Consider the following 26152-nt stretch of genomic DNA (forward strand, 5'->3'; position numbering starts at 1 on the left):
CCGCCATGAGCAAGAGAGACAAACGCCCCCTCCGCGCCGAGGATCTGCCGTACCGACCTTGCGTCGGCGTCATGGTGCTGAATCGGGACCGACTTGTCTGGGCGGGCCGGCGAATCTCCGAGGGCAATAGCGAATACGACGGTTCGCCGCAGCTCTGGCAAATGCCGCAGGGCGGCATCGACAAAGGGGAAGATCCGCTCCCCGCCGCTTATCGCGAACTTTATGAGGAAACCGGCATCCGTTCGGTCACGCTGCTCGCGCAATCGCGCGACTGGATCAATTACGACCTGCCGCCGCATCTGATCGGCATCGGGCTCAAAGGTAAATACCGCGGCCAGACGCAGCGCTGGTTCGCCTTTCGTTTCGAGGGCGACGAAAACGAAATCGCCATCAACCCGCCGCCCGGCGGGCACGAGCCGGAGTTCGACGCCTGGGAATGGAAGCCCATGGCCGATCTTCCAAACCTGATCGTCCCGTTCAAGCGTGCCGTCTACGATCAGGTTGTCGCCGAATTCGCCCATTTGGTCAAAGCCGCCGCCTGAGGGCGATCGAGCCCAACTTTCTTCAAATGGCAGATACCGCCCAAAAATGATGTGGGTCCGTTACAAATCGCATTCCCGTCGCCGCCGGCGTTTCAGAGGGGGCGCCAGCTTCGCGCACTGCGAAGCATAAGAATAACGGCCGTTGATTTTCCCGGGATGGCGCGAAGTGGAATCCGGCGGATCGGAACGAGGTTCCTTCACTCTTCGGCATCTGCCGTCGATGTGGAGCAACTGGATCGCGTCATTCTGCATTTCGCGGCGCTTGAACGGCGGAAGCAGCAGATTCGCCGACGATCTCCGAACAGCGTTGATGGCCCGATGGGTGGGATTGTCTGCAGGTGCACTTGGCGAGGCTATTTTGAAGGGGTTAAGGCGTGAATTGTAATGGAGAGATTTTTTAGTGCCGTGTGGCGGCTTTGGCCTTCGCATGATCGGCCAAATTGGAGAAGTTTGACGACGTCGTTCCTCGAAGGGACCAATGCGGACATGCCTTGAGACAGGTCTCGAAGATACGTCGTTCGTCGAATGACAGCGGGCGCTTCTTCGGTGGCGACACAAGCCCGGGACAAGACGTTACGTCCTCCGGTGAACGCTTGGGAGATCTGCATTTCAAGCGCAAAAAACCCAGCGGACAGCAGGGCCGCCGGGCTTTCGGAATCTTTAAAAAAGATCTTATTCCGCGCTGTCTGCCGGTTCGGCGTTGAGCTGGCCGTATTTTTCCTCACCGATCTTGGCAAGCAGGTCGAGCTGGGTTTCCAGGAAGTCGATATGGCCTTCCTCGTCCATGAGCAGTTCTTCGAACAACTTCATGGAGACATAGTCACCGGCCGCGTGACAGATGTCGCGGGAGGCCTTGTAGGCGGTGCGGGCATCATATTCGCCGGCGAGGTCGGCCTCCAGTACTTCCTTGACGTTCTGGCCGATCCGCAGCGGCGCCACGGTCTGCAGGTTGGGATGGCCTTCGAGGAAGATGATGCGATCGATGAGCCGATCGGCATGGTGCATTTCTTCGATCGATTCGGCGCGTTCTTTCTTGGCCAGCTTTTTGAAGCCCCAGTCGTCCAGGAGACGATAGTGGAGCCAATACTGATTTACCGCGCCGAGTTCGAGAAACAGTGCCTCGTTAAGCCGCTCGATGACCTTTGAGTCGCCTTTCAATGTCCGCTCTCCTGTTTTCTTCGTGGAACTCTCTCAAGCGGGACATATATACAACGACCTCGGCTTCCGTCGAGTGGCGCTGGGCGTGATATTCCTCAGTGGTACGGATTATGAGATCGACGACGTTCGGGAAGCAGCCGCAGCATCGCCCGCGCTTTCCCATGGCATGATAGACTTTTACGGGAACGATGAGCTGCCAACAGTCCTCATCGAGCAGTTCAATGATGACATCCCTGATTTCCCTGTCGGTAATGTAATTGCAACTGCAAACCAGCATTCTCGGTCAACCTGCTAAACATGACCCATTCCATCTTCTTTTTTGCGAAAGCGGATCAGGGATGTCAAGAAAAAACCGGGGGTATCTGCGCTCTTTCTTAAAAGGAAACCTGTCATGGGCGCCTGAAATCCGCCTTGCGCTTGATCAATCATGCAACGCAGTTTCAATGAAAGTTCCGACCTTTTGGCATGACATCCCCAGGTTCGGCCGCATGGGAACCCGGGATCATCACCTCGTCCTTGCAGCGGGAGCCCTCTTCCTCCTTCATGGTGAAGCGCCCTTTCTGCCGGTGGTCGCCGCTCGATTGCAATGCCTCGTCCGCACGCCGCGACACGCCGAAATGTCTCGCCTCCTTCTGAAGCAGGCCCAGCATGGGTGTAATATCCTCTATATGCTCTACGACCGTGTGAATGACCCCGCTCTGGCTTTGCAGCCTCCCGCGGATCTTCACCAATCTTGCGCCCATGACGATCGGCCGGAAACGCTCGAAGATTTTTGGCCAGACGATTGCATTGGCAACACCTGTCTCATCCTCCAGCGTCATGAAGATCACCCCTCTCGCCGAACCCGGGCGCTGTCGTACGAGGACGATTCCTCCGATCGTCACCCTCCGCCCGTTCCCGACCGTCAGCAGATCGACGCTGCGCGTGATGCCCATCTTCCGGAACTCCTCCCGCAGGAAGGAGACGGGATGGGCCTTGAGCGACAGTGAGAGATATCGGTAATCCTCGATCACCTCTTCGCCGGGCAACATCTGCGGGAGCGCAGCCTTCGCCTCGGGTCTGAGATCCGTACGGTCGGCCACATCGAATAAAGTCAATTTTTCGGTCGCATTCCTGATATCCAGTCCCCTGACTGCCCACAGCGCCTCGCGACGGCCAAGTCCCATGGAATTGAAGCCGTCGGCATCCGCAAGCCGTTCGATATCCGTTCTGTCGAGGCCGGACCTCACCCAGAGATCATGAACGGACGCATAACCCGCTCCACGATGGGCGATGAGCTTTTCAATCATGTTCTTCTCGGCAAGGCCCTTGACCTGCCGAAAACCCAGCCGGACGGCATATTGCGTCCTGATCACGTCCCGCATGGATTGATGGCGCCCGTCGATCGACTGCCCGTCGAAAACCGTTCTCTCCAGAGTGCAGTCCCATTCCGATCTGTTGACGTCGACGGGGAGGACCCGCACGCCATGCTCCCGCGCGTCCCGAATAAGCTGCGCCGGCGCATAAAATCCCATGGGCTGGGAGTTCAGCATCGCCGTGCAGAAAACATCCGGATAATAGGCCTTGATCCATGAGGAGACGTAGACCAACAGTGCGAATGATGCCGCATGGCTTTCCGGAAACCCATACTCGGCAAAACCCTCGATCTGGCTGAAACAGCTCTCGGCGAACTCCCGGGAATACTTGTTCTCCAGCATTCCGTTGATGAAATCGCGCCTGAACTCCTCCACTCGTCCCGAACGCTTGAAGGTCGCCATCGATCGGCGCAGCCTATCGGCTTTTTCAGGGGGAAAATTGGCGCCGGTGATGGCGATCTGCATCGCCTGCTCCTGGAAGAGAGGAACGCCCAGGGTCCGTTTCAGAACCTCTTCAAGTTCAGGACTGGGATACCGGGCGGGAATACCTCTTCGGGCCTCCTCCCGCCGTTTCAGATAGGGATGAACCATGTTTCCCTGGATCGGCCCTGGACGCACGATGGCTACCTCGACGACGAGATCGTAAAACTTTCTTGGCCGAAGCCGCGGCAACATGCTCATCTGCGCCCGGCTTTCGATCTGGAAGACCCCGATCGTATCGGCCCGGCAGACCATGTCGTAGACCGCATCCTGCTGATCCTGAAGAAGCCCGGCCAGCGTTTCTTCCCGCTGATAATGCCGTTGCATAAGTTCAAACGCCTTCTTCAGGCAGGTCAGCATGCCGAGCGCCAGCACGTCGATCTTCAGGAGCTTCAGGATATCGAGATCGTCCTTGTCCCATTCGACCATGTAGCGGCCGGGCATCGCCGTTTTCATGATTGGCACGACTTCGTCGAGCCGGTCGCGGGTGATCAGGAAACCTCCGACATGCTGGGTAAGGTGCCGCGGAAAACCCATGAGTTCCTTCGCATGGGCAATGACTTTTTTCGTGGTGGGGTCCTCCGCGTTCAGGCCTGCCACCTTCGCTTCCCGCTCCGAAAGCCCCTCTTCCGACCATCCCCAGACGGTGCTGGAAAGCGCGGCTTGCACGTCTTCGGAAAGGCCGAAAACCTTGGCCACCTCGCGGCCGGCCATGCGGGTCCGATAGCTGGTGACCGCCGCGGTCAATCCCGCATGCCGGTAACCGTAATGCTGATAGATATACTGGATGACCTCCTCGCGCCGGGCGTGTTCGAAATCGACATCGATATCCGGCGGCTCGTTCCGCTCCGTCGAAATGAACCGCTCGAAGAGGAGGGTCGTGAAGGTGGGATCGACCTCGGTGATGCCGAGGCAATAACAGACGGTGGAATTGGCCGCCGACCCGCGTCCCTGGCATAGGATTTTCAACACGTCCCGGGCATGCCAGACGATATGGCGTACCGTCAGGAAATAGGGCTCGTAATTCATCTCCTTGATAAGATCGAGCTCATATCTGACCTGTTCGGAAACCTTGGCGGGTATCTTGCCAGGATATCGGCGCCTTGCTCCTTCCCAGGTAAGCCGCTCCAGGGTTTCGGAAATGCTCTCCCCTGGAACACTCTCGTCCGGATAGTTGTGCCCCAGTTCGTCGAGGGAGAACCGCAGCCGACTGAAAAACCGCTCCGTATTGGTGATCGCATCCGGATAGGCATGAAAAAGCCGTGCCATTTCACCAGCCTGCTTGATATGTCGCTCGCCGTTGGGAGCAAGGTGAAAGCCCGCTTCCTGGACCGTCACATGCTCCCGGATCGCGGTCACGACATCGGACAGGGATCTCCGGTAAGGAAGATGGAAGAGAGGCAGATTGGTCGCGACCAGAGACAGGCGATTGCGCGCAGCGATCTGCGCAAGCGATGCGAAAACAAACGTATCACGCCCGTCGTAAGTCGGCGATATCGCGACATGAACCTTTCTGCCGAACCGTTCCCGATAACGGCCAAGACGTTCTTCCAAATGCTGTTGATAGCCTGCTTCTTCTACCCGGGAAAAATCCGGAACCACGGCGAGCATCATCTCGTCGCACCATTCCAGCAAATCCCACTCTTCCAGAATGCAGGAACCTTTCTCCGTCCTGAGATTTCCGCGGCTCAGCAGACGGCAGAGATTGGCCCAGCCTTTTCGATTCTCCGGATAAGCAAGAACATCCGGCGTATCATCGGAAAAGACGAGCCGCGCGCCAGGATAAAAGGCGCAAGGGCGGATGGCATCCTCTTCGCCTTCCTTTTTCTCGCCCCATTCCTGCCGGTCCCATGTCTCCTGCATATTTCGCACCTGGGCGTGCGCTCTCACCACGCCCGCGACCGAATTTCGATCGGCAATGCCAAGACCGGAGAGACCCAGAATACTGGCGGTCAACACCATCTCCTCCGGCTTCGCGGCTCCTTCCAAGAAAGAGAAATTGGTCTTGGCGCCGATCTCGAAAAAGGCAGGAACGGGCTTCATGAGAAAATACCGTGCATGTGCCAGGTCGGCGGGACCTTTCCGGCGTCGTAATGGCCCTGACGAAAGATCCAGAAGCGGCGGCCCGTATTGCTCTCGAGACGGAAATAGTCCCGCTCCTCGCCATCCTGTCCATCCAGCCACCATTCCGGCGCAATCCGTTCCGGCCCCTCGGCACGGACGACCTCGTGGACGAGACGACGCCAGCGAAAGCGTTGCGGCGGCCCATCCGGCACCGTTGCGGCGAAAGCTTCCACGGGCTCCGGATGACGGAAGAGCCGCAAAGGCCGCTCGCTCCTCGGCGCGAAGGCGAAAATCTCCTCGACCTTTCTCTGGACGGGCCGCGCCATGATCGCCGGCACGAAAACCTCGGCGCGCTCGGGGAGATGGCTCTGTTTCGGCTCGGCAATCCTGAGACAGTCTACTCCGAGCCGCGCCGATACCCGGTCGACAAAATCGGCGAGTGAAATTTCACCCCTGCCATTGCCGGTGAAATCATCCTGCGAGATCTCGAAGGCGTCGTATTGCAGCACGTTGAGGCGCAGGAGCTCAAAACCGAAACCCGCATCGAAATCGTCATGCACTGCATTCAGGCGCTCCGAAAACAGTGCGGAAATCCGGCTCGGATCGCGAAGGGGCTGCGAGGCGCCGGCTGTTATGCGAAAAACTCGGCCATCGACCCGGAACAGGACCAGTTCGAAAACCCGCCCGCCGGCGCCGCGCGCCTCCAGGCCCGGCTTCAGCGAATACGCGATCTGACCAGTCAATTGAAGGATACCATCTTCCGCCTGGATCGGCTCGGCCAGCTTGCGCTCGGCAGAAAGCGCCGCCACCGGCCGGCGTGGAGAAATCGCTTCTTCATTTGCACCTCGTGCCTGATCGAGCCGCAGCAAAAGCCGTGTCCCGAACCGGCGGGCGAGCGACGCCCGCGGCAGGTGGAGGAGATCCCCAACCCGCCTTAGCCCAAGCTTGCAGAGCGAGGCGACCGTTTCCTCTTCCAGACGCAAGGCATTGACCGGCAGCGAGATCAGCGCTTCCTCCATTCTCTCGCCCGATATCACGCCACCCCGGCCGAAACGACAGATCGCCCAGGAAAGACCCGGCGACGAAGAAATCGCTCCTTTGACATCGAATCCCATCTGCAGGAGCCGGGCGAGCACATCCTTCAGCAGAGCCTCCTCGCCGCCGAAGAGATGTGCACAGCCGGTAATGTCGAGAAACAGGCCTTCGCCGCCATCCAGCGCGACAAGCGGGGTGTAGCGATCGCACCAGTCGGCAATCGCCTCGATAAGCGCCCGGTCTGCGGCTCCATCCTCATCCGCTACATCAATATTCGGAAACATGGCGCGCGCTTCCGCCAATCCCTGTCCCCGCTTCAAGCCGAGACCTTCGCAAATCTCATCGAGCGCGGTGAGCCGCATGGCATTCTCGCGCCGGCCCGCACACAGGATCGGCGGATGTTCAGGACGCCCTTTCGAGCGCCACGACGGTCCCCACAACCGGCGTGCGATCCTGTCGGTCGACAGGTGCGGGAAGGCGAGGGCCAGGATGCGCTGGCTCCTTGCGGGAAGAGAAAGTCTCTCCTGCGTCTCGGGCAAGGGAAAATTGACGGTCATGGAGGTTCCATTCCAGAAGAAAGGAGAGGGGAGCCGGATTTCGGCTCTTCTCCAGGGTGAGCCGAAAGACGGAATGGCCGATGCTGCCGCCAAGCAGGGACCCATCCGGAAGGCGCCGGCCGGCAGCCGGTGCCGGTTCAACGAGGAAGCGGAAGGAAGCGCTGCTCGCCTCCTCCTTTCCCGCATGTCGCAACAGAAAGAGCGGTCTCTGCGCCGCCTTTGCCCTGAGACCGAGCCTGCGGCTTTCGGTTAGGCCGAAATGCCTCAGGTTGCCCCGGATTTCGAGAATGGTGGCGGAAAAAGCCCCGCTCGCCACTGCGTTTTCCGCCAGCCACAAGGCATCGTCCAGCTTGCGCGGCGACGCGTAGAGAATATTCTGCGGGCTCAATCCGAATTGCCTGAGGCCGACGGAATAGGGAAGGCCGGCTTCCTGGCCGGAAACGACATCGCTGATCCAGAGAACCGGCGCCTTATCCGGTTGCCGGATCTTGAGATGGGCTGCGAGCGACAGGATAAAGCCGCTTGCAGCGCCGGCATCCCCCATGAGGCGCGAGCGGATTTCGGTGATGCCGTCCAGGGGAAGGCCGCCTTCCAGAGCTAAATCCATCGACGGAACGCCCAAAGCGAGGCGAAACTGGCTGCTCTTTGCCTTTTCATGCTCGGGATGTACGGCAGCTTCCTCCCGCTTCGCCGCAGTCAATCCCGGCAGGGACTTCCCTTCCAGTCTGGCGATCTGTTCGCGCAGGGCAAAAAGCTTCTCCTGCGCCGTGGCGTTCCCGGCCATGGCGTCAGCTCCATCTGCATATGTTCACTTTATGTTCCTATGGATTCCAGAGGGCTCTAAAAGAGTCAACAGGCGAACCGAAGGAATCTTTTCCTCTCCATCTAGGCCGATGATTCTTCTCTCGAAAAATATCGCCAAAGGCATTATATCCGCCTGACAAGAAGGAGAGCCCATGGCCCGCATTGACCAGACCGACGATTGGCAGGATCGCCACGCGCCGACGATCAGCACATTCGAGTCGCTGGCGATCGAAGCTTACGGCCATCTGCCGGAAGAGTTCAGGGCGCTCACCACCAACCTGACCATCGAGATCGAGGACTTTCCGGACGACGAGGTGTTCGAGGACATGGCGCTGGAGACGCCCTTCGACCTGCTCGGCCTCTTCGAAGGCCGCGGCATTTCCGAACGCTTCAACATGGAAACGGGCGAGTTGCCCAACCGGATCCGCCTCTACCGCCGCCCTATCCTCGACTACTGGGCAGAAAACGAGGAAACGCTGGGCGACATCATCACCCACGTGTTGATCCATGAGATCGGCCACCATTTCGGCCTGAGCGACGACGACATGGAACGGATCGAGGCCAGCGCCGAGGAGGCGGCCCAGCGCTGAACTCTGCTATCGGGGTTTACTGCTCGCCGAGCTTCATCTCGGGATCGTAGTCCCTGCCGTGCACGGTCTTGGTCACCGCCTGGCCGCATTGCATCTCGCCGGTCGTGGCATTGAAGGCATAGGTCGGCGAGCCGTGCAGTTCCCAGCCTTTGCTGAGCGCAAGCGAGACCTTGTGGCAGAAGGAGGCGTCGTCCGGACCGGTGAGAAAGCGGTAGAGCTTCATGAGGTTTTCTTTCTGTCTGCGATGATACGTGCGGCTGCGACAAGCTTTTCCGCCTCGACGAGATGGAGTCGCTCGACCATCCTGCCGCCGAGATTGATGACGTTGAGCGATTGCGCCTCCGGCCGGGCGAAGGCGGCAATGACCGCTTCCGCGTTCTCGATCGCCTGGAGATCCGGGCCGAAATGGCGGTTGGCAGGCTCGATCTGCGCCGGATGAATCAGCATCTTGCCGGAAAAGCCCATGGCGCGGCCCTGCGCGCATTCGGCCTCGAAAGCGTCCGCATCCTTGAAATCGTTGAAGACGCTGTCGATCACATCGACGCCATGGGCGCGGCCGGCAAGCACGACCTGCATCAGCCAAGGCACCAGATAGGCCCGGCCGGGCTGCGGCAGAACGCCGGTCTCCTTGCGCAGATCGTTGAGCCCGACCACGAAGCATTTGAGCCGTTCGTCCGCCCTGGCGATCATCGGCGCATTCAGGATCCCCTTCGGCGTCTCTATCATCGCCCAGATAGCAAGCGTGTCCGGCGCGCCGGCTTCCGAGAAGATATCCGCCACCGCCTGGATCTCGGAAACATGCTCCACCTTGGGAATCAGCACCACATCCGGCGAGACATCGAGGACGAGATCCATGTCCGCCCTGCCGAATTCGCTCTTCAGCGGGTTGATGCGGATGATCGTCTCCCGGTTCCTCAGCGGACTGTCCTCGAACAGCCGGCGCAGGTTGTCACGCGCCTCGGCCTTCTTCTCCAATGCGACTGAATCCTCCAGATCGAGAATCACCGCATCGCAATCGAGGCCCGGAACCTTCTCCAAAGCCCTCGGGTTGGCGGCTGGAACGCTCAGAACCGAGCGCCGCACGGCCAGCGAGGCAAGTTTGATGTCGGTCAAAGCGGTCATCGGCGCTTTCTGCCAATCTTTTTGGTCTGCGGCAATATGGTGCTTTGCAAAACCCCCTTGCAAGAAAGGGCGGAAAGGCCCACATTCCTTGACGAGAAAGGTATAGACCATGCAAAACATACGCGCATTCTTCGTCATCGTTTCGGCAATTGCCGTGCTCGCCATGGCAGCGCTCCTGACAGCCTCTCTGACCGTCGCCTTTGCCGGCATCCTCGCCATTCTTTCGATCGGTCGTGCGCTTTCGGCGCGCCTCAAGCCGGTTCCGGTGCGGGCGAAGACGGGCAAGCGCGAAATGCGCGTGTGGAACGACGGTCGCGGCACGATCATCGACCTCTAACCGGGAAAACCCGTCGGGCAGGCCTCAAAGCGGCGGTTTCCGGCACTTGGGCGTACCGGTTCACGGTAAACAGCCCTTCAAATCCTCGCTGATTTGCTTTATGGCAGCTTCCGCGTATTCAGTCCCACGTGGAGGCAGATCATGGAAAAGTTCACCAAGCTCACCGGCGTCGCCGCGCCGCTTCCGGTCATCAATATCGACACGGACATGATCATTCCGAAGGACTACCTCAAGACCATCAAACGCACCGGTCTCGGCAAGGGTCTTTTCTCGGAAGCCCGCTACAGGGACGACGGTTCGGAAAATCCCGATTTCGTGCTGAACAAGCCGGCCTATCGCAACGCCAAGATCCTGGTTGCGGGCGACAATTTCGGCTGCGGCTCTTCCCGCGAGCATGCTCCCTGGGCGCTGCTCGATTTCGGCATCCGCTGCGTGATCTCTACCAGCTTCGCCGATATCTTCTACAACAACTGTTTCAAGAACGGCATCCTGCCGATTGTGGTTGGCCCGGAAGACCTCGAAAAGCTGATGGACGATGCCGAGCGCGGCTCGAACGCCATCCTTTCGATCGATCTGGAAGCCCAGGAAATCACCGGTCCGGATGGCGGTTCGATCCATTTCGACATCGATCCCGGCCGCCGTCACATCCTGCTCGAAGGCCTCGACGACATCGCTTCGACGCTGAAGAGCGACGCTGCTATTTCGAGCTTCGAGAACAAGAATCGCGCCGACCGCCCCTGGCTCTGAAACGAAGAGGGCCTGATGGTCACGCGTATTTCTTCCGGATCGCCCTTCGAAGCGCGGATCGGTTATTCGCGCGCCGTGGTGGATCGCGATATGGTCTATGTTTCCGGCACCACCGGCTACGACTATGCGAAGATGGAAATGCCGGGTGACGTCGCTGCCCAGACGCGCAATGCCCTCGGTACGATCGAAAAGGCGCTGAAGGAGGCCGGCAGCGGCCTACAGGACGTCCTTCGCGTGCGTTATTACCTCGTCGATATGGCCGATTACGATGCGGTGGTCGAGGTTCTCGGCGAGACCTTCTCCGAGATCCGGCCGGCCGCGACCATGGTTGTCTGCGGGCTCACCACCCCGGAAATGAAGATCGAGATCGAAGTGACGGCCCGCATCGGCGCCGGCAGCTCTTAAAACCTTTCCAGCCTCGTCCTCTGGCAGGCTCGGACGAGGTTCATCAGGCACGGTAACACCGTGCGGGGGACGGTGGGCCTGCAAAAACCGCCCTGCAAAAACCGCAAGGACACCGACAATATGGCAAAGAACCTCTTCCTCCTCCCCGGTGACGGCATCGGCCCCGAAGCCATGGGCGAAGTCCGCAAGATCATCGCCTATATGAACGACGCCATGAAGGCCGATTTCGTGCTCGACGAAGGCCTGGTCGGCGGCTGCGCCTATGATGCGCATGGTGCTGCCATTTCTGAAGAGGACATGGCCAAGGCCATGAAGGCGGATGCGGTTCTGTTCGGTGCCGTCGGCGGTCCGAAATGGGATCATGTCCCTTACGAAGTACGTCCGGAAGCCGGCCTGCTGCGCCTGCGCAAGGACATGGAGCTCTTCGCGAACCTGCGCCCCGCCATCTGCTATCCGGCGCTCGCGTCCGCCTCCTCGCTGAAGCCGGAACTGGTCGAAGGTCTCGACATCCTGATCGTCCGCGAATTGACCGGCGGCGTTTATTTCGGCGAACCGAAGGAGATCATCGACCTCGGCAACGGCCAGAAGCGCGGCATCGACACCCAGGTTTACGATACCTACGAGATCGAGCGCATCGCCGGCGTCGCCTTCGAGCTTGCCCGCACCCGCAAAAATGCCGTCTGCTCGATGGAAAAACGCAACGTCATGAAATCCGGCGTGCTCTGGAACCAGGTGGTCACCGAGACGCACAAGGCGAAATATTCCGACGTCAAGCTCGAACACATGCTGGCCGACGCCGGCGGCATGCAGTTGGTTCGTGCGCCCAAGCAGTTCGACGTCATCGTCACGGACAACCTGTTCGGCGACATGCTCTCCGACGTCGCCGCCATGCTGACCGGTTCGCTCGGCATGCTGCCGTCGGCCTCGCTCGGCGCCCCGGATGCCAAGACCGGCAAGCGCAAGGCGCTCTACGAGCCGGTTCATGGCTCGGCGCCGGATATTTCCGGCAAGGGCATAGCCAACCCGATCGCCATGATCGCCTCTTTCGCCATGTGCCTGCGTTATTCTTTCAACATGGTGAAGGAAGCCGACAACTTGGAAAAGGCGATCGCCAACGTGCTCGACCAGGGCATCCGCACCGGCGACATCATGGCTCAGGGCGCACGCCAGGTCGGCACCGCCGAGATGGGCGATGCCATCCTCAAGGAATTCGCAAGCCTCTCGGCCTGATCTTCCCATGATTTCCGATCCGGGCCTTCTACCGCAGGTGGAGGGCCCTCGCCATTTGGTCTTCCGCATTCCACTACCCATATCGGCAATTCTGTGGGAGAAGCACCCCGGATCCATTCCGCGCCACGGATAGAGGCCGATGAAACGCACGATCGAAAAGCTGAAACTTCGCCGCAGCCGCTATCATGCAGCGCCCCCCGCACCCCGCTGGTGGCCTTGCGCGTTTGTCACGATCAACCTGGTCCTGATCGCCTTCTTTCTTCTCGATGCCCCGGTCGGTTCCTACGCCGCTCACACGCCCAATCTCCTCAAGCCTTTCGGCGAAACGATCACCGACCTCGGCAAATCCGGCTGGATCCTGTTCGCCAGCGCTATACTGTTCTTCGAGGCTCTGGCCGTCATCCGTCTGGCGCCGACGCTGAAGGCGCGCTTCCAGGCCATGCTGGTCAGTCACATGGCTTTCTACGTTTTCGTGTCCGTCGCCGGATCGGGCCTCGCCGCCAACCTCATCAAGCGGGCGATCGGCCGCGCCCGCCCCGGCCTTTACGAGCAATGGACTTCGCACGGCTTCAATCCGTTTTCGGGCGCCCGGTTCGAGAGTTTTCCATCCGGCCACGCCACGACGGTCGGCGCGCTGATGATGGTGATGGCCCTGCTCGCACCGCCCTATCGCCTGCTTTTCCTCATTATGAGCCTTTGGCTCGGTTTCTCGCGAGTCATCGTCGGCGCCCACTATCCGAGCGACGTCATCGCCGGACTTGCCTTCGGCGCCTGGTTTTCGGTCGTCACGGCGATCGTCTTTTCCCGCTACGGACTGCTCTTCCGGCAGGAACCGGACGGCTGGCCGGTCCTGCGCCATCCAATTCCGCTCGTCGGCCACCCCGATTGGGTGAATCGGCCCTTTCCGCCGCGCGGCATGCCATCGACGCGGGAGAAGAATAAAACGGTCGAGTGATCGGATATAAGAATGCCCGGCGCAGTGCCCTGCGCCGGGCTTTTTCAATTCTTGGCGGGGACGAAACCTCTACCTGGCCTGCCTTATCCGCGTGTCCCTATTCGGCCTGGATGTCGCGATCCTTGGTTTCCGGAAGGAACAGAACACCGATCACCAGGGTGATCACTTCAAAGACGATCGGATACCAGAGGCCGTAGTAGATATTGCCGGCGGCTGCGCTCATTGCCATTGCGGGCTTGGGGCTTGCCGTGAACCTGTTGAAGCGCATTATCAGCCCCGCGCGCGCCCTGGCCTCTACGAGCGATGGACTTCGCCACAAGAACCTTCAAAATAAGAGCCCGGCACATCGGCCGGGCTCCTTTTTATCCACTGATCTTGCCTCAGTGAGCGAGATCGACGTCCCGTCTCTCGCGGACGAACAACAGGCCGATGGCGACCGTCATAAGCGCGAACAGGACGGGGTACCAAAGCCCTGCGAAAATATCGCCGGTGGAGGCGACGATCGCGAAGGAAGTGGCCGGCAGGAGGCCGCCGAACCAGCCGTTACCGATGTGGTAAGGCAGGGACATGGCCGTATAGCGGATGCGGGTCGGGAAGAACTCGACCAGTGCTGCAGCGATCGGGCCGTAGACGATGGTGACGTAGATCACCATGATCGTCAGGATCGCAATGATCGTCAACGACTGACCGTTGGCCAAGGCGGAGAAGAAGCCGTTGACCTTGACCTTGGCCGGGTCGTTTGCCGCCGGATAGCCAGCCGCAATCATAGCCGGGCCGAGCGCCGCATTGAAAGCCGCAGCGTCGGTGAAGGTTATCGGCGCTCCGCCATTGATGACGAGTTGTGTCGGAGAGCCGGCAGGTGCGTCCACCTGCGTGTAGCGGAAAGCCTGATTTGACATGGTGCGGCGCATCACGTCGCAAGGCGACGTGAAGGTGCGGATGCCGACCGGGTCGAACAGGGAACCGCAGGTGGCGGGATCGGCCCTGACCTCGGCCTTAACGGTTTCGATCGCCCGGGCATAGGTCGGGTTGGCCGCCGATGTCAGGGCGCCGAACAGCGGGAAGTAAGTTGCTGCCGCGATAAGGCAGCCCGCCAGGATCACCGGCTTTCTTCCGATCCGGTCAGAAAGAGAGCCGAACACCAGGAAGAAGGGTGTTGCGATGATCAACGCCCAAGCGATCAGCACGTTGGCCGTCAGCAGATCGATCTTCAGAACGGTCTGCAGGAAGAACAGCGCATAGAACTGCCCCGTATACCAGACCACCGCCTGGCCGATCACGAGACCGCACAACGCGATCAGCACGATCTTGCCGTTCGCCCAGTTGCCGAAAGCTTCCGACAGCGGCGCCTTGGACTGGGTACCCTCTTCCTTCATCTTCTTGAAGAGTGGTGATTCATTCATCTGCAGGCGAATGTAGATCGAGATGATGAGCAGGATGATCGACAGCAGGAAGGGAATACGCCATCCACCCTTGAGGCCGAAGAAGATATTCTGCGTAGTCTGGAACGCTTCCTCACCGAGATTGATGCGCAAGGTCACGATGACGAAAAGCGACAGCAGCAGGCCCATCGTGGCCGTGGTCTGAATCCAGGCCGTGTAGAAACCTCGCCTGTTGCGGGGCGAATGTTCGGCGACATAAACCACCGCGCCGCCATATTCACCGCCGAGCGCCAGACCCTGAGCCATGCGTAGCGCGACGAGAATGATGGGTGCGGCGACGCCGATCTGATCATAGCTCGGCAGAAGGCCGACCGCGAAGGTCGACAGGCCCATGATCAAGATGGTGAGAAGGAAGGTGTATTTGCGGCCGACGAGATCGCCGAGGCGGCCGAAAACCAGCGCGCCGAAGGGGCGGACAAGGAAGCCGGCGGCAAAGGTCAACAGCGCGAAGATCGCCTGCGTTGCCGGCGGGAACTGAGAAAAGAACTGCTTGCCGATGATCGCAGCCAGCGTTCCGTAAAGATAGAAATCGTACCATTCGAAGACGGTGCCGAGCGAGGAGGCGATAATCACCTTCCGCTCCTCGGCCGTCATCGGCTTGGTTCTGGAGTCAGTCGCCGTTGCGACATTTGCCATTGTCGTCCTCCCAACAAGATGAAACTCACGCGCCAGCCTCCATACCCGTCCCTCCTGGATGCGGAAGATGGCGACGCATTGTCGCAGATTGGCAGAATTCGCGCGACAAGCAGAGAGATGCTTTGGGATTATGACTTTCGTCTAATATCACGCAGGCCGTGCAGGCAGACCGCTGCAACGCGGCATGATGGTGGTGCGCTGCAATACGCCGCGGGCTTCACTTGACTCGTCCGAAAAATCTTCTAAACAGCTTGCGAACGGGAAAACACCCATGCGTGCCTGCGAAGTCGAAATCGCTGCCTCCGCACTGCCGGCCATCGAGGCCGGGCAACGGGCATGTTTTGCCGCTTTCTCCAACACCAAGGCCAAAACGACGACGAAAACCGTCTGACGTCTCTGGCCCGCCGCTCTCTCCCCGGTTAGGCCGGGGACAAGGAATACCGCGACCGGCAAGGCGCGGCTTTCCCCTCACCACACCGAGGAGAGACAGAAAGAGAGCAAGAAAATGGGTTTCAAGATCGCAGTCGCCGGTGCAACCGGCAATGTCGGCAGGGAAATGCTGACCATCCTTTCGGAGCGCGGTTTTCCGGTCGACGAGGTGGTGGCACTGGCTTCCGCTCGTTCTCAGGGCACTGAAGTCTCCTTCGGCGACAAGACGCTGAAGGTTTCCAACCTCGAAAACTATGATTTTTCCGACACGGACATCTGCCTGATGTCGGCCGGAGGCGAGGTCTCCAAGAAGTGGTCCCCTAAGATCGGCGCGCAGGGCTGCGTCGTCATCGACAACTCTTCCGCCTGGCGTTACGACCAGGACGTCCCGCTGATCGTTCCGGAAGTGAACCCGGATGCGGTCTCCGGCTTCACCAAGCGGAATATCATCGCCAATCCGAATTGCTCGACCGCCCAGCTCGTCGTCGCCCTGAAGCCGCTGCATGACGTCGCGAGAATCAAGCGCGTGGTCGTCTCCACCTACCAGTCCGTCTCCGGCGCCGGCAAGGAAGGCATGGACGAACTTTTCACCCAGACCCGCGCCGTTTTCGTCGCCGATCCGGTCGAATCGAAGAAGTTCACCAAGCGCATCGCCTTCAACGTCATCCCACATATCGATAGCTTCATGGAAGACGGCTACACGAAGGAAGAGTGGAAGGTTCTCGCCGAAACCAAGAAGATGCTCGACCCGAAGATCAAGGTGACCTGCACCGCCGTGCGCGTGCCCGTCTTCATCGGCCATTCGGAATCGGTCAATATCGAGTTCGAGAACGAGATCACCGCCGACCAGGCCCGCGACATCCTGCGCGAGGCTCCAGGCTGCCTCGTCATCGACAAGCACGAGAACGGCGGCTACATCACGCCTTACGAATGCGCCGGCGAGGATGCCACTTACATTTCGCGTATCCGCGAGGATGCGACGGTGGAAAACGGCCTCAACATGTGGGTCGTCTCGGACAATCTGCGCAAGGGTGCGGCGCTCAACGCAGTCCAGATCGCCGAACTGCTCGTCAATCGCGGCCTGATCAAGCCGCGCAAGCTGGCTGCGTGATAAATAATAAATTTATTAAGCATGTTCCGATAGAAGCCTCGTCAGAAATGGCGGGGTTTTCTTTCGAATCACCTTCACTCACGAACTATTCATGAACGGGTGAGTTGCGAATGTTTGCAACCGCCGCCATAAGGCCGAATGAAAGCACATTATCCGGACGCTTCCGACCAAGCGATCCGGCACGCACGACGGGTTTGACCGCATGAAGAAGATTTTGCTGGCAGGATTGATCGCAACCGGTTTCTTGACGGCCACTCCGGCCCTCGCTGCACTTCAATGCGGCAACGACTCATCCGGCTTCGCCCGTTGGATCGATGAGTTCAAGCGGGTCGCCCCGGCAAACGGCATCAATCCTTCGGTCGTCGAAAAAGCCTTTGCAAACGTCTCCTACAATCGCGCGACGATCAGCGCCGACCGGGGCCAGAAGAGCTTCAAGCTCTCCTTCGACGAATTCATGAAGAAGCGCGGCGGGGCAGCCATCATTTCCCGCGGCAAGACGATGAAGTCAGGCAATGCCCAGCTCTTTGCATCGATCGAACGCCGTTTCGGCGTTCCGGCCGGTCCGATCATCGCGATCTGGGGCATGGAAACCGGTTTCGGCGGCTTCATGGGCGACCAGCACACGCTTTCCGCTGTCGCAACCCTCGCTTACGATTGCCGCCGCTCGGCCTATTTCACCGAGCAGCTCTATGCGGCTCTTCAGCTCGTCGCCCGCGGTGATCTGAGCGTCACCGCCCGCGGCGCTGCCCATGGCGAGATCGGCCAGACCCAGTTCCTGCCGCTGAACGTCATCCGCTACGGCGCCGACGGCGACGGCGACGGCCATATCGACATGGTCCGCTCGCGCGCCGATGCGCTTGCCTCGACCGCCAACTTCCTGAAGGGGCATGGCTGGCGCGCAGGGGCAGGCTATCAGCCGGGCGAACCGAATTTCGCCGCCATCCAGGGCTGGAACGCCGCGACCGTCTACCAGCGCGCCATCGCCTATATGGGTGCCCAGATCGACGGCCAATAACCGGCATCAAACCAACCGGCTTCAAACGAAGATCAGGCCGACGCCTGTTCGGCCTGCACCGGCAGCTCGTCCAGATCCGGACGGACGAAATCGCCCTTGTGGTTCATCACCCACAATTCGCCGGTCGAAATGTCGAACCAGGCGCCGTGAATGCCGAGTTCGCCTTTCTCCTGGCGTTTGCGGACGAAGGGAAACGTCTGGAGATTGGCGATCGAGTTGCGGATCGACACCCGTTCGAGCGCGGTCTGCCGTTCCGCCTGGGTCATGAACTCGTTGCTCTGGATCTGTTCGGCCGCCGGCCGCACCAGCGACATCCACCGGCCGATGAAATCGCCTGGCGACAGCGGCTGCATCGTCGGATCGAGGGCGGCCTGGATGCCGCCGCAGCGGCCATGGCCCATGACGACGATATTGGCGATCTCCAGCACCTGGACGGCATATTCGATCGCCGCCGACGTGCCGTGGAACTGGCTGTCCGGCTCGTAGCGCGGCACCATGTTCGCGACGTTGCGCACAACGAAGAGTTCACCGGGGCCGCAATCGAAAATCGTTTCCGGCGCGGCGCGGGAATCGCAGCAGGCTATGAGAAGCGTGTGGGGTTTCTGCCCCGTATCCGCCAGGACGCGATAGCGCTCGCGTTCATCCGCATAGCGCCCGCTCATGAAGCTGCGGTAGCCCGCCAGAAGTCTGTCAGGAAAGTCCGTCATGGAAGAAACGATTATAGTGCCCGTCGCCGAAGATCAACGACCATTGTGCGGTTGCGAGAAAGCGTACTTAGCGCTTTGCCTGCAGCGGGTGGATGAGTCGGCGCATCTGAACCATCGCCATGGGTGAGGAAAGGCTGGAAGCATCGGTTTCCAGCGTCAGTTCGTCACCGCCGCGTTTCGCCGTGCGGGCAAGGATCTCGAAGACACTGGCGGTGGCGAGCTGCAGGGCCTTTTCCTCATCCATGCCGGCCAGTATGCGCCCCAGGAACAGCGCGCCGAGCAAATCGCCCAGCCCATTCGGCGGATTGTCGATCAGCCGGTGCTCGGCGAGCAGCGCATGTTTGCCGGTAAGATAGAGATTGCCGGTGCCGCCCGCCATCATCGGCACGGCCGAGGTCACCAGGATCCGCGGCGGCCCGAGCGCGATCGCCGCATCCATGATGGCCGCATTGCTTTCAAGAGGGGCGCCGGAGAGCCAGGCGAGCTCGTAGCGGTTCGGCGTCGCGACCGTCGCAAGCGGGATGAGTTCGTCGCGGACTGCTTCGGCCGCCGGCTGGGGAATGTAGAGGCCGCCGAGATCGCCCATGACCGGATCGCAGACATAGAGAAGGTCCGGATTCCTCTCCTTCAGCGCCCGGATGAGACGCGCCACCGAACGGGGCTGAGCCGCATTGCCGAAATAGCCGGTCAGAACCGCCTTTACCTCGCCAAGCCATGGCGCGCGGATCAGATCGTCTATAGCCTTGTCGAAGTCTGATTCGGAAAAGGTAAGCCGCGTGGACGGCCCGTGACCGGGATGCCAGGGAAGAACGATGGTGGGCATGGCCCAGACAGGAAATCCCAGAGTTTCCAGCGCGAACACGGCGGCACGATTGCCGACCGAACCGCGCACGACATGGCTGGAGATGACGATGACGGCCTTGCTGGTATCCTGCATGATTTTGGCTTTCGGACTCGCTGGGCTTCCCGCTTTGATGGCCCTGTTGATGGTTTCTTCGCCGCGCCCTGTCAACGGGCTATGTCAACAAGGCTTCATGCAAGAATGAAAGGTATTGCCGCTGACGCGGATCGGCCACGTTGGCGCGGGATGACAGCGACTTCGATGCGACGATGTCGCAAGTGAAATTCCTAGGTGAAAGGGGAGGGGTGCATGGCTGCCAGACAGAATCCTAAACGGGAAAAGCAGATCGAAAACGCGCGCAAGATCGCCGCCGAGGGCAAGGGACCGCATCTGGATCCGCTCATCCTATTCGGACGCGCCAGCAATGACGACCTCGAAAATTATACCCCGGCCATGCTGGCCCTCTCGGCGCGCCATGCCGGCGAAAGACTGCAGGCCTGGACCCGGATAAAGGCCGACGTCACGGTCGAACCCGTGGCAGGCGTGGAGCCGGACGGCGTGCCCGTCTCCATTCTGACGGTCGTCGACCGCAACATGCCCTTCCTGTTCGATTCCGTCATGGGCGAGGTGACCGCAACCCATCGCGATCTGGTGATGGCGGTCCATCCGATCCTCAACCTGGAGCCGAGCAAGGAACCGGTTCTACGCTCCAACGAACAGCCCGGCGATCCCGCCCACCATGTGAGCCTCATCCAGATCCATGTCGCTCCGCTCAACGAGGAGCAGGCAGCCTCTCTCGTCGAACGCATCCGCTACGTTCTCGATCAGGTGCACCAGGCAATCACCGACTGGTCCTCCATGCTTGACGTGCTCGACGGTGCGGCGCGGCAACTCGACAATTCGACAAGCCGCCGCAAGGCCGACCGCGACGAAGCGCTCTCCTTCCTCGACTGGTTGCGCGACGACAATTTCACCTTCCTCGGCATGCGCGAATACGTCTATTCCGGCAAAGGCGCGGAGGCGAAGGTCGAGCGCGGCAAGGGCCGTGGCCTCGGCATCCTTTCGGATCCGGACGTGCTGGTGCTGCGGCTCGGCAAGGACCAGGTGACCACCACGCCGGAAATCCTCGAATTTCTCGACGGTCCGGATTTTCTGATCGTCACCAAGGCGAACGTCAAATCCGTCGTCCACCGCCGCGCCTACATGGATTATGTCGGCGTCAAGCGTTTCGATGAAAAGGGCGAAGTGGTCGGCGAGCTCAGGATCGTCGGCCTGTTCACCGCGACAGCTTATACCCGTTCCGTCCGCGACATCCCGCTGCTGCGCGCCAAGGCCGCCCGCATCGAGGAACATTTCGGCTTCGATCCCGACAGCCATTCCGGCCGCATGCTGGAAAACACGCTGGAATCCTACCCGCGCGACGATCTCTTCCAGATCGAAACCGACCTGCTCGCCCGTTTCTGCGAGCAGATCATGGAGCTGAGCGAGCGCCCGCGTGTCCGCGCCCTGCCGCGCATCGACCATTTCGACCGCTTCGTTTCGGTGATCGTTTATGTGCCGCGCGAGGATTACAATTCCTCGGTACGAGAAAAACTCGGCGCCTATCTCGCCAAGGTTTATGACGGCCATGTCTCCGCCTATTATCCGGCCTTCCCGGAAGGCGGCGTGGCGCGCGTCCACATGATCATCGGCCGCCGCGGCGGCAAGACGCCGCGCATCGCGCAAGCCAAGCTCGAAGAGGCGATCCGCCTGATCGCCACGCCTTGGGAGGAGCAGTTCGCCGCCCTTGCGGAGGGCGGTCCGCGGCTGTCCGTCACCCAGGCCTTCCAGGAGACTTTCGCGCCGGAGGAAGCTTTCGGCGACCTGCCGGATATCGCCGCCTGCGCCGAAGGCGAAACCATCCGGATCGCCTTCTACCGGCGCCCGGCCGACGCCCCGAACACCGTCTCGCTGAAGATCTTCCACAAGGATCGCCATCTCTCCCTCTCCCGTCGCGTGCCGCTTCTCGAAAACCTCGGCTTCCACGTCGTCAGCGAACAGACGTTTGAAGTCCATGTCGGCGCGGAGGCGCACCTTGTCGTGCTGCATGACATGGAACTTCAGCTCGACGGCAACCGGACCGTCGATCTTTCCCGCGAAGGGCCGCTTTTGGAAGAAGCCTTCCTTTCGGCCTTCGACGGCCTGATCGATAACGACAGCCTCAATCGGCTGGTCCTGCTCGCCGGTCTTTCCGCCCGCGAAGTGACGGTTCTGCGCGCCTATTCCCGCTATCTCCGCCAGACCGGGATCGTCTACTCACAGAGCTACATTGCCGATGTGTTGAACAAATACCCGGCGATCGCCGCTTCGATCTTCCGCCTCTTCCGTGAGGGCTTCGATCCGAAGACCACCGAAAAGACCCGCATCAAGAAACTCACCGATTGCCATGCGGAGATCGAGGAAGCGCTCGGCAATGTGCCCAACCTCGACGAGGACCGGACGCTGCGCCGCTTCGTCAACGCGGTCGATGCAACATTGCGCACCAATTATTTCCAGCGCGACGAAAACGACGCGCCCAGGAAGATGCTGGCCTTCAAGCTCGATCCGAAACTGCTCGACGGCCTGCCCGAACCGCGACCCTTCCGCGAGATCTATGTCTACGGCACCGAGGTGGAAGGTGTGCACCTGCGCTTCGGCAAGGTAGCGCGCGGCGGTATCCGATGGTCGGACCGCGGCGAGGATTACCGCACGGAAATCCTCGGGCTTGTGAAGGCGCAGCAGGTCAAGAACGCAGTCATCGTACCGGTCGGCGCCAAGGGCGGCTTCTTTCCTAAGATGCTGCCGCTCGGCGGCTCGCGCGACGAGTTCTTCAACGCCGGCCGCGAGGCCTACAAGACTTTCATCCGCACGCTGCTCTCGATCACCGACAACATCATCGGCACCGAGATCGTCGGGCCGGAGAAAACCGTCCGCATCGATGGCGACGACCCCTATTTCGTCGTCGCCGCCGACAAGGGCACCGCAACCTTCTCCGACACGGCGAATGGCCTGGCCCAGGAAGCCGGCTTCTGGCTGGACGACGCCTTCGCCTCGGGCGGCTCGGCGGGTTACGACCATAAGAAGATGGGCATCACCGCCCGCGGCGCCTGGGAGGCCGTGAAACGGCATTTCCGCGAGAAGGATATCGATATCCAGACGACGCCATTCACGGTCGCCGGCGTCGGCGACATGTCGGGCGACGTCTTCGGCAATGGCATGCTGCTCTCGCGAAAGATCCGCCTGCTGGCGGCCTTCGACCATCGCGACATCTTCATCGATCCTGACCCGGATACCGAAAAATCCTTCGCCGAGCGGGAGCGCATGTTTGCCCTGCCCCGTTCGAGCTGGCGCGACTACGATCAGTCCAAGCTCTCCGACGGCGCGATGATCATTTCGCGCGCGGAGAAATCGGTGAAGCTGACAAAGCAGGCCGCGGCCGCGATCGGCATCGACAAGACGACTGCGACGCCCTTCGAGATCATGACGGCGATCCTGAAGAGCCCGGTCGACCTCCTCTGGTTCGGCGGCATCGGCACCTACATCAAATCGGCCTCCGAAACCGACAGCGAAGTGGGCGACCGCGCCAACGATCCCATCCGCATCACGGCGGGTGAGGTCCGTGCCAGCGTGATCGGCGAGGGCGCCAATCTCGGCGTGACCCAGAAGGGCCGCATCGCCTATTCGCTGAATGGCGGTCGCTGCAATTCCGACGCGATCGACAATTCCGCCGGCGTCAACTCTTCCGACGTCGAGGTCAATATCAAGATCGCCTTGAACCCGGCCATGCAGGACGGCCGCCTGACCCGCGAAAAACGCAATACACTTCTCGCCTCGATGACCGAGGAAGTCGGCCATCTCGTGCTGCGCAACAACTACCTGCAGCCGCTGTCGATCTCGCTGACCGAACGCAAGGGCACCGCCAACCGCGAGGAATTGGCTCGGCTGATGTCCGTCCTGGAGGCCCAGGGCCAGCTCAGCCGAAAGGTGGAAACACTGCCGGACGACGCGGAACTGGCCGAACGTTATCTCTCCGGCCGGCCGCTGACCCGCCCGGAAATCGGCGTGCTGCTTTCCTATTCGAAGATCGTTCTCTTCGACGCGCTGATCGAAAGCACCGTTCCTGACGACCCGTATTTCTCCGCGGTGCTGAGGGCCTATTTCCCTGCAAAAATGCAGAAACCCTATGCGGGGGACATCGAAAAGCACCGCCTGCATCGCGAAATCGTCGCCACCGCCCTCGCCAACGAAGCGATCAACCGGGGCGGGCCGGGCTTCGTTCAGCAGATGAGCGACATGGCCGGTGCGACGGCGGCCAACGTAGTGAAAGCCGCCTTCCTGGCCCGCGACGGCTTCGAACTGCCGAAACTCTGGGCCGAGATCGACGCGCTGGACAGCAGGATTTCCGGTCAGGTCCAGAACGATCTTTACGCCCGCATCAGCGGCATCTTTGCCGAAGCGACCCGGCTTATCCTCCAGACACAGGCAAGCGCCGGTGAAATGGATACCGCGATGAGCCGGCTCAAGGCTGCCATCAAGGGACTGCGTGCGACGGTCGCCGCCGGCAATATCGTTGAGAATGCCGCAAAGGCGGCGGAACTGGAGGCCCAGGGCGTCCCCGCAAGCCTCGCCCGCGAGGTGCTACTGCTCTCCACCGTCGTCCTGGTGCCGGAAATCATGCTGATCGCCGACCGCACCGGCGAAACGATGGCGCGCGCGACGGAAAGCTATTTCGCGGTCACCGAGACCTTCCGCGTCAACCGCCTGATCGGTGTCGGCGAACGCATCACGACGGCGGATCACTACGAGAGCCTGGCGCTTTCCCGCAGCCTTCAGCAGATCGCCTCGGCCCGCCGGGATATCGTCATTGCGGCACTGACCAGCCACCAGAAGGAGAAGAAGCCTGTGGAAGCCTGGCATGCCGGCGACCGGGTACGGGTGAACCGCATCGGCGCCGAACTGGTGGCGCTCAGCGAAAGCGGCGACCTGACGCTTGCGAAGATGACCGTTGCTGCCGGCCTTCTGGGCGACCTCGTGAACAACCGCTCGATATAAGGATAGTCCGGCCGAGCCGCATAGCGGTTTTGCGGGTAGACTGCGCAAGCGAGAAAATAGAGCATTGCCGGCGATTTCGTTTTGACCGGCAATGTTTTAGGAATGGGCCGAACAGATCTATCCGGGGGAAGAATGGCTGTTTCTCAAGCTGACGGGGCACCGGCCGGGACAAGCCGGCGCGGCATCTGGGGGTGGATGCTGTTCGACTGGGCGGCACAGCCTTTCTTCACCGTCGTCACCACTTTCATCTTCGGTCCTTATTTCGTCTCGCGGCTGACCGAGGATCCGGTCTCCGCCCAGACCGCCTGGAGCAACATGGCGACGATCTCCTCGATTGCCATCGCCGTCCTGTCTCCGGTTCTCGGGGCGGTTGCCGACAAATCCGGTCCCCGAAAACCCTGGATCGCCTTCTTCGCGGTGATCAAGATCACCTGCGTCTCGGCGCTCTGGTTCGCCGCCCCCGGCTCGCCGATCATCTGGCCGATGATCTTCATGATCTTCGCCTCGATCGCCGCGGAATTCTCGACCGTCTTCAACGATTCCATGATGCCGCGCCTCGTCCCGAAGGACGAGGTGGGCAGGGTTTCCAACATCGCCTGGGGTCTCGGTTATCTCGGCGGCATGATCGTGCTGATCGTGGTCGTCGCCCTCCTCGCCGCCAATCCGGAAACGGGCCGGACGCTGATTGGGCTTCTGCCGCTCTTCGGCCTCGACCCGCATCTCGGCGAAGATGCCCGCATCACCGGACCAATTTCCGGCCTCTGGTATTTCCTGTTCATCCTGCCGATGTTTTTCTACACTCCCGATGCGAAGAAGGGCCTGCCGCTCGGCACTGCCGTCCGCTCCGGCCTCCGGGAACTGGGCGGCACACTTCGCGAACTGAGGCAGCGCAGCGGGATCATGAAGTTCCTGATCGCGCGCATGCTCTACCAGGACGGTGTCAATGGCCTGCTGATCCTCGGCGGCACTTTCGCGGCCGGCATGTTCGGCTGGGCGACGATCGAGATCGGCATCTACGGCATCATCCTCAATGTCGTGGCGATCTTCGGCTGCATTGCCGCTGGCTGGCTGGATCGGGCGCTCGGATCGAAAACCGTCGTGGTGATCAGCCTCGTCTTCCTGCTGATCGCCACGCTCGGCATCATTTCCACCGGTCCGGGCTTCGTTTTCTTCGACCTCATGCCGTTGTCCAATGCGGACGCCGGCGGCCTGTTCGGCACGGCGGCGGAAAAGGCCTATGTCCTCTTCGGCCTGTTGATCGGCATCGCCTTCGGGCCGGTCCAGGCCTCGTCGCGATCCTATCTCGCCCGCAGCGTCGATCTTTCGGAAACCGGCCGCTATTTCGGCATTTACGCACTTTCCGGCCGGGCGACCAGCTTCCTCGCCACCCTCGCCTTCTCGACGGTCACCTACGCCACGGACTCGGCCCGCTTCGGCATGTCGACGCTGCTGATCTTTCTGGTGGCAGGGTTGATTCTATTGCTGAGGACGCCGTATCCGGCCAATCGGAAGTAAGCAGG

23 protein-coding genes are annotated in these 26152 nt (G+C 60.7%); 12 read left to right on the forward strand and 11 right to left on the reverse strand.

Translation table 11 applies throughout. The features are described 5' to 3' along the window. Window positions 1-5 precede the first annotated feature (5 nt). Window positions 6-542, forward strand: a complete 537-nt coding sequence (locus tag DMO26_RS23375) for an RNA pyrophosphohydrolase (RefSeq protein WP_117194573.1) — start codon at window positions 6-8, stop codon at window positions 540-542. Between the two features lie 672 nt (window positions 543-1214). Here the strand turns inward: DMO26_RS23375 and bfr are convergent. The 5 genes from bfr to DMO26_RS33825 all read right to left on the reverse strand — a co-directional run bounded on the left by bfr (window position 1215) and on the right by DMO26_RS33825 (window position 7975). Beyond that, a complete protein-coding gene (gene bfr, locus DMO26_RS23380; protein ID WP_117194574.1) occupies window positions 1215-1700 on the reverse strand; it encodes a bacterioferritin in 486 nt (161 codons plus the stop codon). Next, window positions 1666-1977: a (2Fe-2S)-binding protein gene (locus DMO26_RS34510; RefSeq protein ID WP_117194575.1), complete on the reverse strand. Its 312-nt coding sequence runs from the start codon at window positions 1975-1977 to the stop codon at window positions 1666-1668. Before DMO26_RS34510 ends, bfr begins: the two co-directional genes overlap by 35 nt. A gap of 163 nt (window positions 1978-2140) precedes the next feature. After that, entirely contained in the window at window positions 2141-5578 is a 3438-nt protein-coding gene (locus DMO26_RS23390; protein WP_117194576.1) for an error-prone DNA polymerase, read from the reverse strand. After that, on the reverse strand, window positions 5575-7125 hold the full coding sequence (locus tag DMO26_RS23395; protein ID WP_404947079.1) for a Y-family DNA polymerase: 1551 nt from the start codon (window positions 7123-7125) through the stop codon (window positions 5575-5577). The genes DMO26_RS23390 and DMO26_RS23395 overlap by 4 nt, the downstream gene beginning before the upstream one ends. Continuing rightward, window positions 7037-7975: an ImuA family protein gene (locus DMO26_RS33825; protein ID WP_162895037.1), complete on the reverse strand. Its 939-nt coding sequence runs from the start codon at window positions 7973-7975 to the stop codon at window positions 7037-7039. Before DMO26_RS33825 ends, DMO26_RS23395 begins: the two co-directional genes overlap by 89 nt. A gap of 172 nt (window positions 7976-8147) precedes the next feature. On the opposite strand from DMO26_RS33825, the gene DMO26_RS23400 reads away from it, so the two are divergent. After that, on the forward strand, window positions 8148-8585 hold the full coding sequence (locus DMO26_RS23400) for a metallopeptidase family protein (protein ID WP_117194578.1): 438 nt from the start codon (window positions 8148-8150) through the stop codon (window positions 8583-8585). A 16-nt stretch (window positions 8586-8601) separates the two neighbouring features. Here the strand turns inward: DMO26_RS23400 and DMO26_RS23405 are convergent, their stop codons facing one another. Beyond that, window positions 8602-8808 carry a DUF1737 domain-containing protein gene (locus DMO26_RS23405; RefSeq protein ID WP_117194579.1) on the reverse strand — a complete coding sequence of 69 codons (207 nt, stop codon included), beginning with the start codon at window positions 8806-8808 and terminating at the stop codon, window positions 8602-8604. Continuing rightward, complete coding sequence (locus tag DMO26_RS23410) at window positions 8805-9707, reverse strand: HpcH/HpaI aldolase/citrate lyase family protein (RefSeq protein WP_117194672.1); 903 nt, start codon at window positions 9705-9707, stop codon at window positions 8805-8807. Before DMO26_RS23410 ends, DMO26_RS23405 begins: the two co-directional genes overlap by 4 nt. Before the next feature lie 109 nt (window positions 9708-9816). On the opposite strand from DMO26_RS23410, the gene DMO26_RS23415 reads away from it, so the two are divergent. The 5 genes from DMO26_RS23415 to lpxE all read left to right on the forward strand — a co-directional run bounded on the left by DMO26_RS23415 (window position 9817) and on the right by lpxE (window position 13381). Then, window positions 9817-10044 carry a hypothetical protein gene (locus tag DMO26_RS23415; protein WP_117194580.1) on the forward strand — a complete coding sequence of 76 codons (228 nt, stop codon included), beginning with the start codon at window positions 9817-9819 and terminating at the stop codon, window positions 10042-10044. Window positions 10045-10185: 141 nt separating this feature from the next. Then, window positions 10186-10791 (forward strand): 3-isopropylmalate dehydratase small subunit, encoded by a 606-nt coding sequence (leuD, locus tag DMO26_RS23420; RefSeq protein WP_117194581.1) that lies wholly within the window; start codon window positions 10186-10188, stop codon window positions 10789-10791. 15 nt (window positions 10792-10806) lie between these two features. Next, window positions 10807-11196: a RidA family protein gene (locus DMO26_RS23425; RefSeq protein ID WP_117194582.1), complete on the forward strand. Its 390-nt coding sequence runs from the start codon at window positions 10807-10809 to the stop codon at window positions 11194-11196. 120 nt (window positions 11197-11316) lie between these two features. Next, window positions 11317-12426: a 3-isopropylmalate dehydrogenase gene (gene leuB, locus DMO26_RS23430; protein ID WP_117194673.1), complete on the forward strand. Its 1110-nt coding sequence runs from the start codon at window positions 11317-11319 to the stop codon at window positions 12424-12426. A gap of 139 nt (window positions 12427-12565) precedes the next feature. Then, window positions 12566-13381, forward strand: a complete 816-nt coding sequence (gene lpxE, locus DMO26_RS23435; protein ID WP_117194583.1) for a lipid A 1-phosphatase LpxE — start codon at window positions 12566-12568, stop codon at window positions 13379-13381. A 97-nt stretch (window positions 13382-13478) separates the two neighbouring features. On the opposite strand, the gene DMO26_RS33830 is transcribed toward lpxE, so the two are convergent. After that, a complete protein-coding gene (locus DMO26_RS33830) occupies window positions 13479-13649 on the reverse strand; it encodes a hypothetical protein (RefSeq protein WP_162895038.1) in 171 nt (56 codons plus the stop codon). A 112-nt stretch (window positions 13650-13761) separates the two neighbouring features. Then, window positions 13762-15459, reverse strand: coding sequence for an MFS transporter (locus DMO26_RS23440; protein WP_117194584.1), 1698 nt, complete (start codon window positions 15457-15459; stop codon window positions 13762-13764). A gap of 184 nt (window positions 15460-15643) precedes the next feature. Between DMO26_RS23440 and DMO26_RS33835 the strand changes: the two genes are divergently transcribed. The 3 genes from DMO26_RS33835 (at window position 15644) to DMO26_RS23455 (ending at window position 18014) form a co-directional block, all read left to right on the forward strand. Continuing rightward, a complete protein-coding gene (locus DMO26_RS33835) occupies window positions 15644-15850 on the forward strand; it encodes a hypothetical protein (protein ID WP_162895033.1) in 207 nt (68 codons plus the stop codon). Window positions 15851-15964: 114 nt separating this feature from the next. Continuing rightward, entirely contained in the window at window positions 15965-16999 is a 1035-nt protein-coding gene (locus DMO26_RS23450; RefSeq protein WP_117194586.1) for an aspartate-semialdehyde dehydrogenase, read from the forward strand. Window positions 17000-17201: 202 nt separating this feature from the next. Next, on the forward strand, window positions 17202-18014 hold the full coding sequence (locus DMO26_RS23455) for a lytic murein transglycosylase (RefSeq protein ID WP_117194587.1): 813 nt from the start codon (window positions 17202-17204) through the stop codon (window positions 18012-18014). A 32-nt stretch (window positions 18015-18046) separates the two neighbouring features. On the opposite strand, the gene DMO26_RS23460 is transcribed toward DMO26_RS23455, so the two are convergent. After that, complete coding sequence (locus DMO26_RS23460) at window positions 18047-18721, reverse strand: carbonic anhydrase (protein ID WP_117194588.1); 675 nt, start codon at window positions 18719-18721, stop codon at window positions 18047-18049. A gap of 67 nt (window positions 18722-18788) precedes the next feature. Beyond that, complete coding sequence (gene pdxY, locus DMO26_RS23465; RefSeq protein ID WP_117194589.1) at window positions 18789-19658, reverse strand: pyridoxal kinase PdxY; 870 nt, start codon at window positions 19656-19658, stop codon at window positions 18789-18791. A gap of 213 nt (window positions 19659-19871) precedes the next feature. On the opposite strand from pdxY, the gene DMO26_RS23470 reads away from it, so the two are divergent. Then, window positions 19872-24632: an NAD-glutamate dehydrogenase gene (locus DMO26_RS23470; protein WP_117194590.1), complete on the forward strand. Its 4761-nt coding sequence runs from the start codon at window positions 19872-19874 to the stop codon at window positions 24630-24632. A gap of 132 nt (window positions 24633-24764) precedes the next feature. Beyond that, complete coding sequence (locus tag DMO26_RS23475) at window positions 24765-26147, forward strand: MFS transporter (protein WP_117194591.1); 1383 nt, start codon at window positions 24765-24767, stop codon at window positions 26145-26147. Window positions 26148-26152: the final 5 nt, after the last annotated feature.

The organism is Rhizobium terrae, assembly GCF_003425685.1.
Taxonomy (GTDB): Bacteria; Pseudomonadota; Alphaproteobacteria; order Rhizobiales; family Rhizobiaceae; genus Neorhizobium; species Neorhizobium terrae.

What these genes read in the sequence shown, in the direction of transcription:
- DMO26_RS23375 (WP_117194573.1), top strand. Translation starts at nt 6, where the DNA reads ATGAGCAAGAGAGACAAACGCCCCCTCCGCGCCGAGGATCTGCCGTAC.
- DMO26_RS34510 (WP_117194575.1), bottom strand. Translation starts at nt 1,977, where the DNA reads ATGCTGGTTTGCAGTTGCAATTACATTACCGACAGGGAAATCAGGGAT.
- DMO26_RS23390 (WP_117194576.1), bottom strand. Translation starts at nt 5,578, where the DNA reads ATGAAGCCCGTTCCTGCCTTTTTCGAGATCGGCGCCAAGACCAATTTC.
- DMO26_RS33825 (WP_162895037.1), bottom strand. Translation starts at nt 7,975, where the DNA reads ATGGCCGGGAACGCCACGGCGCAGGAGAAGCTTTTTGCCCTGCGCGAA.
- DMO26_RS23400 (WP_117194578.1), top strand. Translation starts at nt 8,148, where the DNA reads ATGGCCCGCATTGACCAGACCGACGATTGGCAGGATCGCCACGCGCCG.
- DMO26_RS23405 (WP_117194579.1), bottom strand. Translation starts at nt 8,808, where the DNA reads ATGAAGCTCTACCGCTTTCTCACCGGTCCGGACGACGCCTCCTTCTGC.
- DMO26_RS23410 (WP_117194672.1), bottom strand. Translation starts at nt 9,707, where the DNA reads ATGACCGCTTTGACCGACATCAAACTTGCCTCGCTGGCCGTGCGGCGC.
- DMO26_RS23415 (WP_117194580.1), top strand. Translation starts at nt 9,817, where the DNA reads ATGCAAAACATACGCGCATTCTTCGTCATCGTTTCGGCAATTGCCGTG.
- leuD (WP_117194581.1), top strand. Translation starts at nt 10,186, where the DNA reads ATGGAAAAGTTCACCAAGCTCACCGGCGTCGCCGCGCCGCTTCCGGTC.
- DMO26_RS23425 (WP_117194582.1), top strand. Translation starts at nt 10,807, where the DNA reads ATGGTCACGCGTATTTCTTCCGGATCGCCCTTCGAAGCGCGGATCGGT.
- leuB (WP_117194673.1), top strand. Translation starts at nt 11,317, where the DNA reads ATGGCAAAGAACCTCTTCCTCCTCCCCGGTGACGGCATCGGCCCCGAA.
- lpxE (WP_117194583.1), top strand. Translation starts at nt 12,566, where the DNA reads ATGAAACGCACGATCGAAAAGCTGAAACTTCGCCGCAGCCGCTATCAT.
- DMO26_RS33830 (WP_162895038.1), bottom strand. Translation starts at nt 13,649, where the DNA reads ATGCGCTTCAACAGGTTCACGGCAAGCCCCAAGCCCGCAATGGCAATG.
- DMO26_RS23440 (WP_117194584.1), bottom strand. Translation starts at nt 15,459, where the DNA reads ATGGCAAATGTCGCAACGGCGACTGACTCCAGAACCAAGCCGATGACG.
- DMO26_RS33835 (WP_162895033.1), top strand. Translation starts at nt 15,644, where the DNA reads ATGATGGTGGTGCGCTGCAATACGCCGCGGGCTTCACTTGACTCGTCC.
- DMO26_RS23450 (WP_117194586.1), top strand. Translation starts at nt 15,965, where the DNA reads ATGGGTTTCAAGATCGCAGTCGCCGGTGCAACCGGCAATGTCGGCAGG.
- DMO26_RS23455 (WP_117194587.1), top strand. Translation starts at nt 17,202, where the DNA reads ATGAAGAAGATTTTGCTGGCAGGATTGATCGCAACCGGTTTCTTGACG.
- DMO26_RS23460 (WP_117194588.1), bottom strand. Translation starts at nt 18,721, where the DNA reads ATGACGGACTTTCCTGACAGACTTCTGGCGGGCTACCGCAGCTTCATG.
- pdxY (WP_117194589.1), bottom strand. Translation starts at nt 19,658, where the DNA reads ATGCAGGATACCAGCAAGGCCGTCATCGTCATCTCCAGCCATGTCGTG.
- DMO26_RS23470 (WP_117194590.1), top strand. Translation starts at nt 19,872, where the DNA reads ATGGCTGCCAGACAGAATCCTAAACGGGAAAAGCAGATCGAAAACGCG.
- DMO26_RS23475 (WP_117194591.1), top strand. Translation starts at nt 24,765, where the DNA reads ATGGCTGTTTCTCAAGCTGACGGGGCACCGGCCGGGACAAGCCGGCGC.